Source organism: Streptomyces geranii (genome assembly GCF_002954775.1).
In the GTDB taxonomy this organism is placed as follows: domain Bacteria; phylum Actinomycetota; class Actinomycetes; order Streptomycetales; family Streptomycetaceae; genus Streptomyces; species Streptomyces geranii.
Window position 1 is genome coordinate 350,253 of the sequence record NZ_PJME01000003.1, and the last position, 16,740, is coordinate 366,992.

The window sequence follows — 16,740 nt, forward strand, 5'->3', positions numbered from 1 at the left end:
TGGGGTCGTGCATCCGGTCGCCGGACGGGCCCTATGCAGGGCGCTGCAGCACCGTCAGGCTGCGGTCCGTCAGGGTCAGCCGGTCGCCCGCCTCCACCTTCGCGCCCGTGCCCGGGGGCACCCCCTCCGGGCGGGCCGTGTCGATCACGACCTGCCATCTGCGGCCGTGGTTGACCGGCACCACGAACTCCAGCGTCTTCGGGGAGGCGTTGAACATCAGCAGGAACGAGTCGTCGGCGATCCGCTCACCGCGGGCACCCGGTTCGGAGATCGCGTTGCCGTTGAGGAACACGCTCATCGCGCCCGCCTGCGACGAGTCCCAGTCCCGCTGGACCATCTCCTCGCCCGCCGGGGTGAACCAGGCGATGTCCGACAGGTCGTCGTGAGTGCCCTCCACGGGACGGCCGTGGAAGAAGCGGCGCCTGCGGAAGACCGGGTGGTCCTTGCGCAGCCACACCATCGCGCGCGTGAAGGCCAGCAGATCGGCCGGCCCGGCCTCGCCGTCGTCGTCGCCCGCGGTGCCGCCGTCGCTCTCCCCGGCGTCCGGCCACGGCACCCAGGAGATCTCGTTGTCCTGGCAGTACGCGTTGTTGTTGCCGCCCTGGGTGCGGGCGAACTCGTCGCCGTGGCTGATCATGGGCACGCCCTGGGACAGCATCAGGGTCGCGATGAAGTTCCGCAGCTGGCGCCCCCGCAAGGCGAGGACGTCCGGGTCGTCGGTCTCGCCCTCCGCGCCGCAGTTCCAGGACCGGTTGTGGCTCTCGCCGTCCCGGTTGTCCTCGCCGTTGGCCAGGTTGCGCTTGTCGTTGTACGACACCAGGTCGTTGAGGGTGAAACCGTCGTGGCAGGTCACGAAGTTGATCGAGGCCAGCGGGCGGCGGCCGTCGTCCTGGTAGAGGTCCGAGGAGCCGGTCAGCCGGGACGCGAACTCCGCGAGCGTGCGCGGCTCGCCCCGCCACATGTCCCGTACGGTGTCGCGGTACTTGCCGTTCCACTCGGTCCACAGCGGCGGGAAGTTGCCCACCTGGTAGCCGCCCTCGCCCACGTCCCACGGCTCGGCGATCAGCTTCACCTGGGACACCACCGGGTCCTGCTGGACCAGGTCGAAGAACGACGACAGCCGGTCCACCTCGTGGAACTGCCTGGCCAGCGTGGCCGCGAGGTCGAAGCGGAAGCCGTCCACGTGCATCTCGGTGACCCAGTAGCGCAGCGAGTCCATGATCAGCTGGAGGACGTGCGGGGACCGCATGAGCAGCGAGTTGCCGGTGCCCGTGGTGTCCATGTAGTAGCGCTGGTCCTCGGCGAGCCGGTAGTACTGCGCGTTGTCGATGCCCCGGAAGGACAGCGTCGGGCCCAGGTGGTTGCCCTCCGCGGTGTGGTTGTAGACCACGTCCAGGATGACCTCGATACCGGCCTCGTGCAGCGCCCGCACCGCCGACTTGAACTCCAGGACCTGCTGGCCGCGGTCGCCCCAGGAGGCGTACGCGTTGTGCGGGGCGAAGAAGCCGATCGTGTTGTAGCCCCAGTAGTTGTTCAGGCCCATGTCGACCAGCCGGTGGTCGTTCACGAACTGGTGGACCGGCATCAGCTCCAGGGCGGTGACCCCGAGCTTGGTCAGGTGTTCGATGATCGCCGGGTGGGCGAGCGCCGCGTAGGTCCCGCGCAACTCCTCGGGCAGCGCCGGGTGGCGCATCGTCAGGCCCTTCACATGGGCCTCGTAGATCACCGTGTGGTGGTACTCGGTGCGCGGGCGCCGGTCGTCGCCCCAGTCGAAGTACGGGTTGACCACGACGGACGACATGGTGTGCGGCGCCGAGTCCAGGTCGTTGCGCCGCTCGGGTGCGTCGAAGTGGTAGCCGTAGACCTCCTCGCCCCAGGTCACCGCGCCGCTGATCGCCTTCGCGTACGGGTCGAGCAGCAGCTTCGCCGAGTTGGACCGCTGGCCGCGCTCGGGCGCGTACGGGCCGTGCATCCGGAAGCCGTACCGCTGGCCCGGCATCACGCCGGGCAGATACGCATGCCGGACGAACGCGTCGCTCTCCCGCAGTTCGACCGCAGTCTCCGAGCCGTCGTCGTGCAGCAGACACAGTTCGACCCGGTCGGCGGCCTCCGAGAAGACCGCGAAGTTGGTGCCGGCGCCGTCGTACGTGGCACCGAGTGGGTACGCCTCTCCTGGCCAGACCTGCATGCACCCGACTCTTTCAGTTGTGGTTCGACGCTGGGGCGACTCCGCTCCGAGTCTCCCCGAAAGTGATGGAACCACCTACGACTTACGTCCCTCTTACCGGTCGACCAGTGCGTACCCGCTCACCCGGGTATGTCAAAACCTTCCTTCTTCACATACTCCCTGGGCTGTGAGGGGGAGTAAGGGGACAATGTGCGCAAGATCGTGCGCCGCCACCTGGGCAAGGTGGTGGCGGGTACGGGGATCGCGGTGGCCGGTACGGCCGTCATGATCGCGGTGACGCTGCCGGGACCGGCGGGGGCCGACGAATCGGGAGGTACGGGGAGCGCGGGGAACTCGGGCAGTCCGACGAGCACGGGCGGGAGCGCGGACCAGTCCGGGCAGCAGGCCGCCGTGCCGCCCGGCGTCGTCGAACAGGTGCCCGCCGAGGGCGCGAAGGGCACCGGCCGCGACCCGCTGACCGACGGCGAGATGGCGAAGGTCGAGCGGATCGTCCTCAACCGCCAGCTGCTCGACTCCAGTGAGAACGTCGAGGGGGAGCGCGGCCCGCAGCGGATCGGCGTCGACCTCGCCGACCCCGAGGCCTCCGAGGTGGACAACGCGAACGCGCCCCGGCGCGCGGACGTGTCGTACTACGACTACAAGGACGACACCCTGGTCACCAGGACCGTCAACCTCGACACCGGCAAGGTCGAGCGGACCGGCACCCAGCACGGCGTACAGCCGCCGCTGACCCGCGCCGAGACCGCCGAGGCGACCGTGCTGCTGATAGCCGACCCGCTGGGCGCGGGCCTGAAGGCCGACTACAAGGACGCGACCGGCAAGGACCTCACCGCACCGGACCAGCTGCTCGTCACCAGCATGATCTACCGGGCCGTCCCGGGCGCCCAGCCCGCCGTGCTCGCCTCCTGCGGTGAGCACCGCTGCGTGCGGCTCTTCCCGAAGGTGAAGAACGGGCCCTGGATAGACGCCCGTTCGCTGGTGATCGACCTGAGCACGCGCAAGGTCGCCGCGCTCGGCTGACCGGGGGCTCTTCCTTCCCGCCCCCTTCCCTCTTTCCCTCTCCTGTCCCTCCCCTTACTCCTGTTACCCCTGTCTCGATCTCTCCTCCTTGGGAGTCTCTTCGTCATGCGCGAAAAGTATGTGCTCGCCGGCCTCTCCGCGGTCGCCCTGGCCGCGGGCCTCACCACGGCGGCGGGCCCGGCCACCGCCCAGCCGAAGGCGGGCCCCGTGCCGCCCGCCCCGTGCAGTGCGCCGTACCGCATCGAGCAGAAGCTCACCACCGGCACCACCTGGCGGATGTGCTGGCGCTACGAGAGCGAGGCCGGGCTCGTCCTGGAGAACGTCACGTACCAGCCCCCGGGCGAGTCCCCCATCAAGGTCCTCAACTCGGCGAAGCTCGGCCAGATACACGTCCCCTACGACGACGGCAAGGCCGAGTACAGCGACCTCACCCAGGCGGGCTTCGGCCAGGGCCTGATGAACCTCGCGCCCGGTGAGTGCCCCGGCGGCACCATCAAGACCGTCAAGGTCCCCGAGGCCTGGGACCCGGACAACGCGAACGTCAAGGGCCTGTGCACCACGACCCGTTCACGCGGCCACGCCTACCGCATGCAGGGCGACACCGCGGGCAAGGTCTGGCAGACCCAGGGCAAGGACCTGCTCGTCTACACCGTCAACCAGGTCGGCTGGTACGAATACATCACCGAGTGGCGCTTCCAGGACGACGGCACCGTCAACATGAACGTCGGCGCCACCGGCAGCCTCGCCCCCGAGGACTACGACGCGGGCGACGGCCGCGGCTGGCCCATCGGCAAGGGCGCCAAGGCGTACGCCACCAGCCACAGCCACAACGTCTTCTGGCGGCTCGACTTCGGCCTCGACGGCTCCTCCAAGGGCAAGATCGAGCAGTACGACTCCGTGGTCAGCCCGCCCGCGAGCGGCGACGAGGGACCCACGAACAGAACGACCCGCACCCAGGTCAAGAAGGAACTCGCGGGCGACGCCAAGAACATGCGCTGGTGGCGGATCGTCAGCGCCACCGGCAAGAACAAGGACGGCCACGCGCGCTCGTACGAGATCGTCCCCGGCGCCAGCACCAAGTACCCGGGCCGCGGCTTCACCAAGCACGACATCTACTTCACCGAGTACAACAAGTGCGAGCAGTTCGCCAGCGACAACCTGGGCAACTGCGGTGCGGGCGCGAAGAAATCGGTCGACGGATGGGTCAACGGACAGACCCTCACACACCCGTTGGTCTGGGTGAACGTCGGCTTCCACCACATAGCCCGGGACGAGGACCAGCAGCCCATGCCGGTCCACTGGCAGGGCTTCGCCATCGCCCCGCGCGATGTCACGGCTATGAATCCGCTCACTCCCGCCGCCCTCGCCGATCAGAACGGGCATGTCGAAAGCGGTAGTTGAGAAACGACCCTGTCCATCCTGCTGCACCGCCGACCGCTCCCGGAGTACCCTTCCTTGATCGTTGGCCGGGACCGGCCACGGGGAGAAGCTCGGGGGAGCGGAAGGCGGTACACGGGTGGGCTCGGGAGGGCTGGAGCTGCCCCCTGGTGACGAGAGTCACGAGGGGAACTCCACAGAGGTCCCGCCCGGCGCGGTGTCCCTGGCACGGCCGATGGAGACGGGTTCCATTGGACCGGAACTGGACTGGGACGCCGACGCCTGGCGCGAGGTGCGTACGCGCGCCCAGCGGGCCGGCCGGGCCTACATCTGGCTGAACCTGGTCGAACAGCGCCTGCGCGCGGTCGTGGCCGCCGTACTGCGCCCGATCTACGAACCTGTCCACGGCGACGAGTGGGTGGTCGCCGCCGCGGGCCCGGCCGGTCAGGAGTGGGTGCAGCGAGCGGTCGCGGTACGTGAAGTCAGCCGCCGCAAGGGCTACTTGCTCGACCCCGCCGACGACAACGTCCTGAGCTTCCTCACCTTGCCCCAGCTGCGCGAGCTGATGGTGCAGCACTGGCCGTGCTTCGAGCCGTACGTCGACGAGCGCCGCGACGTCGAACTCGCCCTGGACGAGCTGGAGGTGACGCGCAACGTCGTCTCCCGCAACCGCGCCCTGTCCGAGGCCGTCCTCAACCAGGCCGAACGCGCCTCCGGCAAGCTCCTGGAGACCCTCGGCGCGGGCGGCGACGTACCCTCCGCGCGCAGGCTGCCGGTGGACGCCGTAGAGGACCTGGTGGGCGACCGGTACGGCGACGTGGTCGCCGTGCACACCGACCGGGTGCGGCTGATGCGCCAGTTCCCGGCCGAGGACATCTTCGGCGGCGCGCGCCGCCTCGACGCCATCGGCATCGGCCTCAACCTGCTGGTGCAGAACTTCTCCGGACGGCGACTGGTGCGCCTCGCGGAGTCCGGCTGCCGGGTACGGCTGCTGTTCCTGAACCCCGCGTCCAGCGCGGTGAAGCGGCGCGAGCGGGAACTCGGCCTCAAGCGGGGCGAGTTGAGCCGAGCCGTGGAAATGAACATCCTGCACATGCGCCGGGTGCGGTCGAAGCTGCGCGACCCCGGCGCCTTCGAGATCCAGGTCTTCGACGAGACACCCCGCTTCACCGCCTACCTCGTCGACGGGGACGGCTCGGACGGGGTCGCGATCGTGCAGACCTATCTGCGGCGGACCCGGGGCATGGAGGCGCCGGTGCTGGTGCTGCGGGGCGGGAGCCGGACGGTCAAGTCGGGCGAGGTGGAGGAGATCGGTATCTTCCCGACGTATCGCGAGGAGTTCGAGGTGGCCTGGGCGGATTCGCGGCCGGTGTCCTGACCTGACCGGCCTGTGCGGCTCCGGCAAGCGGAGTGCGGTCCTCTGATTGTCAGTGGCTCGTGGGATCGTGGAGACCACTGGGGGAAAGCACCACCAAGAAGGGGGGCCAGGCATGGGCTGGCACCAAGAGCTGCTGATCGGCTTCGACCTGGAGACGACCGGGACGGACCCGCGCGAGGCGCGCATCGTCACCGGCGCGGTGATCGAGGTGAGGGGCGGGGAACCGCTCGGCCGCCGGGAATGGCTGGCGGATCCGGGCGTCGAGATCCCGGCGGACGCGGTGGCCGTGCACGGCATCACCAACGAGCGCGCGACGAGCGAGGGGCGCCCGGCCGACCAGGTCGCGGACGCCATCGCGGAGGTGCTGGTGGGGTACTGGAGGACGGGCGTACCGGTCGTCGCCTACAACGCCAACTTCGACCTCACCCTGCTCTCGGCGGAGCTGCGGCGGCACGAGCTGCCGTCCCTGCGGGAGCGGTTGGACGGGCTGGAACCGGCGCCGGTGATCGACCCGTACACGATCGACCGGTCCGTCGACCGCTATCGGCGCGGGAAGCGGAACCTCGAAGCGGTGTGTACGGAGTACGGGGTCGCGTTGGACGCGGCGCACGACGCGTCGGCGGATGCGTTGGCGGCGGCGCGGTTGGCGTGTGCGATAGCCGAGCGGCATCCCAAGGTGGGTGGGTTGGGGCCGGTGGAGCTGCATCGGCGGCAGGTCGAGTGGTATGCGGAGTGGGCGGCGGATTTTCAGGGGTTCTTGCGGAGGAAGGGGGAGGTGGGGGCTGTGGTGGATGGGAGTTGGCCTGTGCGGGAGGTTGGGGTCGGGGTTTGAGGGTGGGGGTTCAGCCTGTCCGGCGTTTGAGGACAAGGCTCGTTCAGCGCCGTAGCGGGGGTTCGGGGGCGGAGCCCCCGAGGATGGTGGGGGTCCCCCCTCTGGGGGAGGGTAGGGGCGGCGGGGGCGAGGGAATTCGGGGGGTTCGGCGGGCCCGGTGGGCCCGTTCCACCGACTGGCCCCAGTAGGTGCCCGTCACCATCAGGGTCGCCCCCAGCGCCGTGAGCGGCGTCAGGTGTTCGCCGCCCAGGGCGATTCCGATCGCCGCCGCCCAGATCGGCTCCGTCCCCAGCAGCAGACTCGCCCGGCTCGCCGACGTCCGCTGTACCGCCCACGTCTGTGCCAGGAACGCGAACACACTGCAGAACAGGGCGAGATACAGCAACTGCGTCCAGGTGCCGGTGTCGGCGCGGGCGAGTGCCGGGAGGTCGGGGGCGGCGGCAGGCAGGAACAGGGCCGTGCCGATCACCGTCTGGAGGGTCGTCAGGTGCAGGGGGCGGATCGGGCGGCCGGCGGTGAGGCGTCCGACGAGGGCCACGTGGACCGCCCGTATCAGCGCCGCGCCCACCATCAGCAGGTCACCGAGACGCGGCGCGTGGAAGCCGTTGCCGGACATCAGCAGGCCCACCGCCAGGACGCAGACCCCGGCGGCTGCGTAGAACGCCGGGGGCAGCCCGCCGGGGTGTCCGGCGCGGTCGAGGAGAGGGGTGAGCACGATGGTCAGGCTGATGATCAGGCCCGCGTTGGCGGCGGTCGTGTGGGCGACCCCGTATGTCTCGATGACGAGGACCGCTGCCTGCGTCAGCCCGAGTGGGAGGCCGGCCCGCAGTTCCTCCCTCGTCCACAGCCGGGAGCCTTGGCCGCGGACCCGGACGCGGACCTGGCCCCGGCCCCCGTCCCCGGCTTTGCTTCGCTCCCTGCCCTGTCCCGCCGCGACCAGGCCCAGACAGGCGACCGCGGAGAGGGCGTACCGCGCGAGCAGGACCACCAGGACGGGCAGGGCGGTGGTGGCCGTCTGGGCGGACAGGTAGCTGGAGCCCCAGACGAGCGCGACAAGGAGGAGTACCGCATCGGTACGGCGGGAGTCGGACACGCGACTACGGTGCACCGGCGGAGACCTTGAAGCCTAGAGCCACCTTCTTCAACGATCTTTTAGTTTCACTACACAGTCCGCCTACACTGGGTCCGTGGACGAACGTCAGCTGCGCATCCTGCGCGAACTCGGCGAGCTGGGCAGCGTCACGGCTGTCGCCGACGCGCTGCTCGTCACGCCCTCGGCGATCTCCCAGCAACTGCGGCTGCTCCAGCGGGCCATCCCAGTCCCGCTAACCGAGCGACAGGGGCGGCGGCTGGTGCTGACCGACGCCGGACAGGCGCTGGCGGGCGCGGCGACCGAGGTGGAGTCGGCGCTCGCGCGGGCCCGGCACACCGTCGAGGAGTTCCTGGACCGGCCGGACGGGGAGGTGTCCGTGGCGGCGTTCAGCAGCGCGGGCGCCGCCTTCTTCCCACTGCTGCTGCGCGCCCTCGCCGGACCGGACGGGCCGGTGCTCGCGCTGGCCGACGCGGATGTCACGCAGGACGACTTCCCGCCGCTGACCAGGGAGTACGACCTAGTCCTCGCCCACCGCCTCGACCACGCCCCGCCCTGGCCGCGCACGGTGACGGCGACCCCGCTGCTGAGCGAACCCCTCGACGTCGCCCTGCCCGCCGGTCACCCGCTCGCCGCCAAGCCACGGCTGACCCCGCGCGATGTGGCCGACCAGCCCTGGATCGCCGTACACGACGGTTTTCCGATCATGGCGACGATCGAGGCCATCGCCACGGCGGCGGGCCGCCGGCCCCGTCTCGCCCACCGCATCAACGAGTTCTCGGTGGCGGCGGAGGTGGTGGCCGCCGGGGGAGGCCTCGCCCTGATGCCCCGCTGGACCTCGCGCCCCCACCCCGACCTGGTCCTGAAACCCCTCAGCGGAGTGCAGGCCAGACGCCGGATCGACGCCCTCCACCGCCCGGAACGTACGGCCAGAAAGGCCGTACGAACGGTGCTCACCGAGTTGCGCGGAGCGGCACGCACGATCAGGGACGGACTCGCCCATGACGACGACGGCTGAACTCCTGCTTCAGTTGCTTCAGTTGTCCGGTAGGAGGAAGCTGCGTCGCTCGTCCTCCGTCAGTCGGCGGAAGACTCGGGAGCGGGCCAGCGCGAGCAGGGTTTCGAGATCCGCCGTCGGGTCCCAGATCCTTGCCGTGCGGTCGCGGGACACCGTGATCAAGCGGGAGCCGTCGGGGTGCCAGGCCAGGGCGTTGACCTCGTCGTCGTGGACGCCGACGACCTTCGACTCCCGGCCGTCGACGGGGTTCCAGAGCCGGACCGTCCGGTCCCAGGACGCGGTGGCGAGGTGCCGGCCGTCGGGGGACCAGGCGACGCCCTGGACCCGTTCGCGGTGGCCGGTCATGACGCGGAGGGCGGCGCCCGTGACCGAGTCCCAGACACGGACCGTGTTGTCCCGGGAGCCGGTGGCGAGGCGTGTCCCGTCGGGGGACCAGGCAATGCTCCAGGCGTAGTCCGTGTGCCCTTCGAGGGTGGTCACGCGCGTGCCCCGCTCGGGGTCCCAGACGCAGACCGCCCGGTCCGTCCACGACGTGGCGAGACGACGGCCGTCGGGCGACCAGGTGGCGCCCCCGAGCCAGTGGCCGCCGCCCCGGAGTACCTTGAGTTCCCCGCCGTCCGAGGCGGCCCAGACGCGGGCGGTGCGGTCCCGTGACGTCGTGGCGATACGGGTGCCGTCCGGGGACCAGGAGATCGCGGTGATCTCGTCGTCGTGGCCGCGCAGTACGGAGAGTTGGGTGCGGTCGCTCGCGTTCCAGAGGGTGGCGACGCCGCCGAGCGAGACCGTGGCCAGCCGGGCGCCGTCGGGCGACCAGGCCACGCCGGACACCTCACCGGCGTGCCCCAGCTCCGCCTCCGCGGCGCCTGCCGCGAGGTCCCAGATCGTCGCCGTACCGTCCTGGGAAGCGGTGGCGACACGGGTGCCGTCCGGTGACCAGGAGACGCCGGTGACCGATGCGGTGTGGCCGCGCAGGGTGGCGCGCTGACCGCCGCGTGCGGTGGCGTCCCACACGGCCACCGTTCTGTCGCGGGAGACGGTGGCTATCCGGGAGCCGTGCCAGGCGATGGCGTTGACGCTGTCGGTGTGGCCGGACAGTGTGCGTTCCGCGCCGGTGTCCGGTTCCCAGATCCGGACTGTCCGGACCTCGTCCCCGACCGCCAGGTACCGGCCATCGGGGGACCAGGTGACACAGCTCAACTTGTCCCGGCACCGCAGCAGTTGGAGCTGGGTCAGGTCGATGGCGGACCAGACGACGACGGTGCGGTCCTCCGACACCGACGCGAGCAGTGTCCCGTCGGGGGACCACGCGACGCCGGAGACAGCGGCCTGGTGTGCAGCCCTTTGGCCGGCCGCCCCACCGGCCTCCACGGACCAGACGCGCACCGTACCGTCGTCCGACGCACTGGCGACCCGCTCCCCGTCCGGCGACCACGCGAGGTCCCGCACCTGTCGCTCGTGGCCGGTGAGCAAGGTCAGTTCCACGAGGGCCGTCGGGTCCCAGATCCGCACTGTGTGGTCACTGCTCGCCGTGGCGACCCGCCGGCCGTCCGGTGACCACGCGACGGCCTGGACGGCGTCGCCGTGCCCGGTGAGTGTGCCGAGCGCGGTACCCGTCGCGGCGTCCCAGACGGTGACCGTGCCGTCCCGGGCGCCGCTCGCCAGGTGGTTCCCGTCCGGCGACCAAGTCACCGTCTGTACGCGGCTGTTGGTGCCGTCGGGTGCGAGGACCGTTGGCCCGGTGCGGGGAGGGGGCCGCTCGTCGCCGTGCCAGATCCGGATCGTGCCGTCGTCGGAGGCCGTGGCCAGCCGGGTGCCGTCGGGCGACCAGGCCACCGCGTTGATGTCCTGCTCGTGGCCCCGGAACACCGCCCGCAGGTGGGAGACGTTGAGCGCGGTGTGCAGTGCCTGCTGGGCGGCCGAGGTCGGGGCCCACTCCTCAAGTGCGGCCACCGCACCCAGGAGCGCCAGCTCCGGATCACCGGCGGCGATCTCCGTCACCCGCGCGGCCACCGCGTCGGCGTGCTGTTCCGCGGACGCCCGGTCCAGCCGCGCCGAGCACTCCAGGAACTCGGCGAGGAGCGGGGCGCCGGTCGTCAAGTCGGCCGCGCCGTCCGCCCGTTGGAGTGCGGTGCGCAGGCGTTCGCCGTTCAGGAGGTACGCGTCCTTGCGACCCGAGTGGTCCCAGTCCCGTGCCCAGCGCTCCAGTTCAGTGCGGTGCCGCAACTCCTCCGCCCGGGCCTCGACGGTCTGCCGCAGCGGCGGCCACTGCCGGAACAGGGCCTCGTGAGCGACATCCAGTACGCCGCCGTCCGCGCCGACGAGCAGACGCCCCGTCACGAACGCCTCGGCCACCACGAGTTCCTGGTCCGTGAGTTCGGCGCGGTCGACCCGGCGGCGGGTCGGTTCGCCGCGCTCCATCGCCACGAACCTCAGCAGTGTGGCGAGGACGGGCGAGTCCGCGTCGGCCGCGCGCAGTTCGGCGCTGATGCGATCCGCCTGGTCGGACAGGGCCCCGGCGACGCCGCCCGAACGACGGTAGTCCTCCGCCGTGACCGTCCCGCCGGCGCCGACCCGCAGGTACAGCTCCTGGAGGGTGTACGCCAGCAGCGGCAGCGCGTCACCGCCTCCGGCGTCGTCCACCATCCGTGCTACGGCCCCGGGTCGGAACGTCAGGCCGACGCATTCGGCAGGCTTCTCGATCACCTCGAACAGCTCCGGGCGGCCGAGCGTCCCGACCAGCGCGGGCTGCCGTACCAGCTCGGCGTGCCCGGCTTCGAGCACGTCCGTCAGGAAGTCGGACCGCAGCCCGGCCACCACCCACAGCAAGGGGTCCGCCGCGAGCGACGCCCTGAGCAGCGCGAGAAACGCGTCCCGCTCCCGAGCCCCGCTCAGTGTGAAGACCTCCTCAAGCTGATCGACGACCAGCAGCACCGGCACCGCACGCCCACCTGGCGCCGCACGTCCGCCGGATCCACGCCTACCCGCCGCCGCCCGCACCCGGTCCACACACCGCCGTACCCCCGAACCCCCCTCGCCCAGCTCCGCCCGAACCTGCTCGACGCTCATGCCGATCCCCGGCGCGGCGGCCAGACTCGCCGCCAGCCCGGCCAGCGGGTCGGTGCCCGGCGTGAAGGGCGGCAGGATCTCCCAACGCCCGCGCCGCAGCCGGAGGGTGGGCAGCAGACCGGCCCGCAGCAGCGACGACTTCCCGCTGCCCGAGGGGCCGATCACGGCGACGAACCGGTGCGCGCGGGCCGGTACGGCGGGATGCAGCCTGCCGACCAGGTCCCTGATCTCCCGGTCCCGGCCGAAGAACACCCCGGCGTCGGCCTCGGTGAACGACTCAAGCCCCGGATAAGGGGGTTGGGCCGCGTCCCAGCTCCGGCTGATCGCCACCGGCCGGTCCAGCAGGTGCAGCCAGATCTGTCCCGCGACCAGCAGCACGATCGCCGTCACGACCAGCGGCAACGACCACTCCCGCAACACCCGCAGTAGCCAAGGCACATGATCCGTGCGGCTGGTGGCGTAGTTGGCCGCGATGCCCAGCAACGCCCCGACCAGCATGATCAGGACGTCCACGATCAGCTTCGCCAGACGACGATCCACCCTGCCCCCACCCGTGACGGATCACCAACACGCCGCCCACCCTACGCACACCGGCGCCCCCGCGAACGGGCGGTCAGAACGGATACCAGCGCACCGCCTCGTCCCCCTCCCGCAGCGACCGCACCCGCCGCTCGAACTCGGCCAGCGCCTTCGGATTCACCGGCGCGTGCTGCGCCACCCACGCACAGCTCGCCGTCTCCCGCGCCCCGCGCAGCACCCCGCACCCCTCCCACTCCCGTACGTCCCACCCGTACGCATCCGTGAACGCGCCGTAGGACTCGGTCGGCAGGCCGTACCGGTCGTGGGAGAGGGCCATGACGACCAGGTCGTGCTCGCGCAGATCGGCGGAGAAGGTCTCCAGGTCGACCAGGACCGGGCCGGCGGGGCCGATGTGCACGTTGCGGGGCAGCGCGTCGCCGTGGATCGGGCCGCGCGGCAGGCGCGGGACGAGCGCGGCTGCCGCTGCCGCGAAACCGTCGCGCCGCTCGCGCAGATACGCCGCGTCGGCCGGGTCGATCGCGTCGCCCGCGAGCCGCAGCCAGCGTTCGACGCCGCTGAGGAGTTCGCGCGGCGGGAGGGTGAAGGAGGTGGGGAGGGGCAGGGCGTGGACGATCCGTAGGAGTTCGGCCAAATCCGTTGGTTCGGCGGGGCGTTCGGGGTCGGGCAGCCGGTGCCACACGGTCACCGGGTGGCCCTCGACGAGGAGCGCCTTCGGGTCGGCCGCGCGGACCGCCGGGACGTCCGCCTCGGCGAGCCAGAGCGCGATGTCCAGCTCCCGCCGGGCGCGGTCGAGGAGTTCGGCGTCGCGGCCCACCTTGACGACCAGGTCACCGGCGGCGAACACCGCGTTCTCGCCCAGCGCGAGCAGTCGTACGTCCGCTGCCGTGGCGGGCAGTACGCCCGCCGTGGCCAGTACGTCCCGGGCCCGTGCCTCGTCCATCGTCCGCCTCCCGCGCAAGTCACGCCCATGATCCGCCGACCATGGCCGCGTACGTATGTGAACGGCGTCGGGTTCACGCCATCCGCCGGTCAGTGTCGCATTCGCACTGGTGGGGGCGTGTGCGCGGTGCCTTGACTGCGCACATCGGCTTCACGACCATGACGGGACCGTCCGGGGACGTCCGGGGCCACTCGGTACGACCGAAGGAGCCGATCGCGTGACACTGGTGACCGGGACCGGACGACCGGCGAAGCGCGCGCCACGCGCCGGACCCGGCGGCAGACGGCCGTTCGGCGGTTACGGCGCCTGGTTCCTCGTCCTGCCCGCCCTGATCCCCATCCTCGTGCTCAGCGTCGGCCCGCTGCTGTACGGCATCCTGCTGGCCTTCACCGACGCCCAGTCGGGCCGGACCGCGTCCGCGCAGTGGATCGGCACCCTGAACTTCCAGGACCTGCTGCACGACCGGCTGTTCTGGGAGTCGTTCCGGATCGGGCTGGTCTGGGCGGTCGGGGTGACCGTGCCGCAGTTCCTGCTCGCCCTCGGCCTCGCGCTCCTCCTCAACCAGGAGTTACGGCTGCGCTGGCTGGCCCGCGCCCTCGCGATCGTCCCGTGGGCGATGCCCGAGGTCGTCGTCGGCATCATGTGGCGGCTCGTCTACAACCCGGACGCCGGTGTCCTCAACGAGACGCTCCGCGACCTAGGCCTGGGCGACGGCCGCGACTGGCTCAGCGGCCTCGCGACCGCGCTGCCCGCCGTCATCGTCGTCGGCGTCTGGGCGGGCATGCCACAGACGACGGTCGCCCTGCTCGCGGGCCTGCAGAACACCCCGCGCGAACTGCACGAGGCGGCGGCGATGGACGGCGCGGGCGCCTGGCGCCGTTTCCGGACGGTCACTTGGCCCGCGTTGCGCCCCATCGCGCTCGCCATCACCGCCCTCAACCTCATCTGGAACTTCAACTCCTTCGCCCTGGTCTACGTCCTGACCAACGGCGGCCCCGGCGGACGCACCCGCCTCCCCATGCTCTTCGCCTACGAAGAGGCCTTCCGCTACGGCCAGTTCGGCTACGCGGCTGCCATGGGCTGTGTGATGGTCGCCCTCATCTCCGTCCTCCTCGCCGTGTTCCTCGTCGGCCGACTGCGGGGAGGGGACGAAAGTTGAGGACCAGCAAGAGCGCCCGCGCCGGTCAGTACGCGGCCCTCCTCGCGTATCTCGCCTTCCTCGCCCTCCCGTTCCTCTGGCTCCTGTCCACCGCCTTCAAGCCCCCACGGGAACTGGGCAGTCTGCACCCCACCTGGATCCCGAGGAACCCCACCCTCGACAACTTCCGCCAGGCCTTCGACGAACAGCCCCTGCTGCACGCCGCGTTCAACTCCCTGCTCGCGGCGGCCTCGGCCGCACTGATCGCCGTACTGCTCGCGACCCCCATGGCCTACGTCATGGCCAGGCACCGCTCGCTGCTCGGGCGGGCGGCGACCGGGTGGGTGGTGGTCAGCCAGGCGTTCCCGTTCGTGCTGGTGATCATCCCGCTGTTCCTGGTGCTGAAGAACCTGCGGCTGATCGACTCCGTCTTCGGGCTGGTGATGGTGTACGTGGTGTGGTCGCTGCCGTTCGCGCTGTGGATGCTCGTCGGGTATGTACGGGCCGTACCACCCGAGTTGGAGGAGGCGGCGGCCGTCGACGGCGCCGGACGCCTGCGCACGCTCGTCTTCGTCACGGCACCGCTGCTCGCGCCGGGGATCGTGGCCACGGCACTGTTCGCGTTCATCACCGCCTGGAACGAGTTCTTCTTCGCGCTGGTGCTGCTGAAGACTCCGGAGAAGCAGACCCTGCCGGTCGTCCTCACGCACTTCATCGGCGCGGAGGGCGTGGCCGACCTCGGCCCGCTGGCCGCCGCCGCGTTCCTGGCGACGCTGCCCTCGCTGGTCGTCTTCGCGGTCATCCAGCGCCGGATCACGGGCGGGATGACGGCCGGGGCGGTGAAGGCGTGATGCGCGCGCGATGGTTCCTGGTCGTCCTCGGCCTGCTGCTCGCCGGGTGCACCGGCGACGGTGGTACGGCCACCGACGGCACGATCACCCTCCGCTTCCAGTCCCTCGCCTGGCAGGACGAGTCCGTCGCCGCCAACAAGGCGCTGGTGAAGGAGTGGAACACGACCCATCCGGACGTCAAGGTCGAGTACGTCCAGGGCAGTTGGGACAGCGTCCACGACCAGCTCCTCACCTCCTTCGAGGGCGGTGAGGCCCCCGACATCATCCACGACGCCTCGGACGACCTCGCGGACTTCGCCTACGGCGGCTACCTCGCCGATCTGCGCGAACTGCTGCCCGCGCGGCTCAAGTCCGGCATCCCGCAGCGCAGTTGGGAGACGACGACCTTCGGGGACGGTGTGTACGGCGTGCCGTTCCTCCAGGAACCCCGCGTGCTGATCGCCAACGCGAAGTGGCTGCGGGAGGCGGGCGTACGGATTCCCACTCCCGAACGACCGTGGAGCTGGCCGGAGTTCAGGCGAATCACCCGGCAGCTCAGCGACGGCGGTGACGGCAAGTACGGCGTCGCCTGGCCGCTCAAGGAGCCCGTCTCCGCCACCCTCAACCTCTCCCTGTCGGCGGGCGGGCAGCTCTTCCACCGGGGTGCCGACGGCAAGGTGACCATCCGGTTCGAGGCGGCCGACCAGACCGTGCCCCGCACCATCCACGACCAGGCCAACACCGACCACAGCGCCTCCCCGACCACCCTCGGCAGCGGCGGCTCCGACACCCTGCCCGGGTTCTTCGGCGGCCGGTACGCGATGGTCCCGCTCGGCTTCTCCTACCGTCAGCAGATCGCGCAGCAGGCCCCGAAGGACTTCGAGTGGCAGGTGCTGCCCGCACCGGCGGGCGCCGACGGACTCACCCAGGGCGTCAGCCCGCAGACCCTGTCCATCGCCGAGGACAGCCGACATCCGCGCGAGGCGGCCGAGTTCATCGACTTCATGCTGCGCCCCGAGAACATGGTCCGGCTTGCCTTGGGTGACTGGATGCTGCCCACCGGCACCGAGGCCCTGAAGTCCCCGTCCCTGCGGACGGAGAAGGACGGCTGGGCGACCGGTACCGCCCTCGCCGGCCACCTCCGCTCGGCGCCCGCCCAGTCCGTACGCGGCTACCCGGAGTGGAAGGACAAGGTCGCGACGCCCGCGTTCCAGGAGTACTACAGCGGGGCGATCGACCTCGCCGAGCTGCGGAGACGGCTGGTGAGGGACGGGAATCTGGTGCTGGCCCGCTACCAGCGGTGAGCGGCTCTCGCGGCGAAGG

At 71.1% G+C, this 16,740-nt stretch carries 12 protein-coding genes; 8 read left to right on the top strand and 4 right to left on the bottom strand.

Going from position 1 to position 16,740, the window contains the following annotated elements; genetic code table 11:
* Positions 1-31: 31 nt before the first annotated feature.
* Positions 32-2,188, bottom strand: coding sequence for a glycogen debranching protein GlgX (gene glgX / locus CW359_RS06505; RefSeq protein WP_105968788.1), 2,157 nt, complete (start codon positions 2,186-2,188; stop codon positions 32-34).
* 189 nt (positions 2,189-2,377) lie between these two features.
* On the opposite strand from glgX, the gene CW359_RS06510 reads away from it, so the two are divergent.
* From CW359_RS06510 to CW359_RS06525, 4 genes are all read left to right on the top strand, one after another.
* Complete coding sequence (locus CW359_RS06510; RefSeq protein ID WP_105968789.1) at positions 2,378-3,208, top strand: Tat pathway signal sequence domain protein; 831 nt, start codon at positions 2,378-2,380, stop codon at positions 3,206-3,208.
* Between the two features lie 105 nt (positions 3,209-3,313).
* A complete protein-coding gene (locus CW359_RS06515) occupies positions 3,314-4,609 on the top strand; it encodes a copper amine oxidase (protein ID WP_105968790.1) in 1,296 nt (431 codons plus the stop codon).
* A 115-nt stretch (positions 4,610-4,724) separates the two neighbouring features.
* The gene (locus tag CW359_RS06520) at positions 4,725-5,963 is read left to right on the top strand and encodes an SAV2148 family HEPN domain-containing protein (protein ID WP_105968791.1); all 1,239 of its coding nucleotides are present in this window, start codon (positions 4,725-4,727) and stop codon (positions 5,961-5,963) included.
* A gap of 112 nt (positions 5,964-6,075) precedes the next feature.
* A complete protein-coding gene (locus CW359_RS06525; RefSeq protein WP_105968792.1) occupies positions 6,076-6,795 on the top strand; it encodes a 3'-5' exonuclease in 720 nt (239 codons plus the stop codon).
* Between the two features lie 43 nt (positions 6,796-6,838).
* Here the strand turns inward: CW359_RS06525 and CW359_RS06530 are convergent, their stop codons facing one another.
* Complete coding sequence (locus tag CW359_RS06530; RefSeq protein ID WP_232838253.1) at positions 6,839-7,888, bottom strand: DMT family transporter; 1,050 nt, start codon at positions 7,886-7,888, stop codon at positions 6,839-6,841.
* 94 nt (positions 7,889-7,982) lie between these two features.
* On the opposite strand from CW359_RS06530, the gene CW359_RS06535 reads away from it, so the two are divergent.
* The gene (locus tag CW359_RS06535) at positions 7,983-8,903 is read left to right on the top strand and encodes a LysR family transcriptional regulator (RefSeq protein WP_105968793.1); all 921 of its coding nucleotides are present in this window, start codon (positions 7,983-7,985) and stop codon (positions 8,901-8,903) included.
* Between the two features lie 18 nt (positions 8,904-8,921).
* Here the strand turns inward: CW359_RS06535 and CW359_RS06540 are convergent, their stop codons facing one another.
* Both CW359_RS06540 and CW359_RS06545 read right to left on the bottom strand, forming a co-directional pair.
* On the bottom strand, positions 8,922-12,509 hold the full coding sequence (locus tag CW359_RS06540) for an nSTAND1 domain-containing NTPase (RefSeq protein ID WP_105968794.1): 3,588 nt from the start codon (positions 12,507-12,509) through the stop codon (positions 8,922-8,924).
* A gap of 73 nt (positions 12,510-12,582) precedes the next feature.
* Complete coding sequence (locus CW359_RS06545; protein WP_105968795.1) at positions 12,583-13,449, bottom strand: phosphotransferase enzyme family protein; 867 nt, start codon at positions 13,447-13,449, stop codon at positions 12,583-12,585.
* A gap of 217 nt (positions 13,450-13,666) precedes the next feature.
* Between CW359_RS06545 and CW359_RS06550 the strand changes: the two genes are divergently transcribed.
* From CW359_RS06550 to CW359_RS06560, 3 genes are read left to right on the top strand one after another with little or no spacing between them, the layout of a single operon-like run.
* A complete protein-coding gene (locus tag CW359_RS06550; protein ID WP_105968796.1) occupies positions 13,667-14,608 on the top strand; it encodes a carbohydrate ABC transporter permease in 942 nt (313 codons plus the stop codon).
* Entirely contained in the window at positions 14,605-15,438 is an 834-nt protein-coding gene (locus CW359_RS06555; RefSeq protein ID WP_105968797.1) for a carbohydrate ABC transporter permease, read from the top strand. Before CW359_RS06550 ends, CW359_RS06555 begins: the two co-directional genes overlap by 4 nt.
* Positions 15,438-16,721: an ABC transporter substrate-binding protein gene (locus CW359_RS06560; protein WP_105968798.1), complete on the top strand. Its 1,284-nt coding sequence runs from the start codon at positions 15,438-15,440 to the stop codon at positions 16,719-16,721. The genes CW359_RS06555 and CW359_RS06560 overlap by 1 nt, the downstream gene beginning before the upstream one ends.
* Positions 16,722-16,740 lie beyond the last annotated feature (19 nt).

Excerpts from the sequence above, each read along its gene's own strand:
- glgX (WP_105968788.1), bottom strand. The coding sequence starts at position 2,188 with ATGCAGGTCTGGCCAGGAGAGGCGTACCCACTCGGTGCCACGTACGAC.
- CW359_RS06515 (WP_105968790.1), top strand. The coding sequence starts at position 3,314 with ATGCGCGAAAAGTATGTGCTCGCCGGCCTCTCCGCGGTCGCCCTGGCC.
- CW359_RS06525 (WP_105968792.1), top strand. The coding sequence starts at position 6,076 with ATGGGCTGGCACCAAGAGCTGCTGATCGGCTTCGACCTGGAGACGACC.
- CW359_RS06545 (WP_105968795.1), bottom strand. The coding sequence starts at position 13,449 with ATGGACGAGGCACGGGCCCGGGACGTACTGGCCACGGCGGGCGTACTG.
- CW359_RS06560 (WP_105968798.1), top strand. The coding sequence starts at position 15,438 with ATGCGCGCGCGATGGTTCCTGGTCGTCCTCGGCCTGCTGCTCGCCGGG.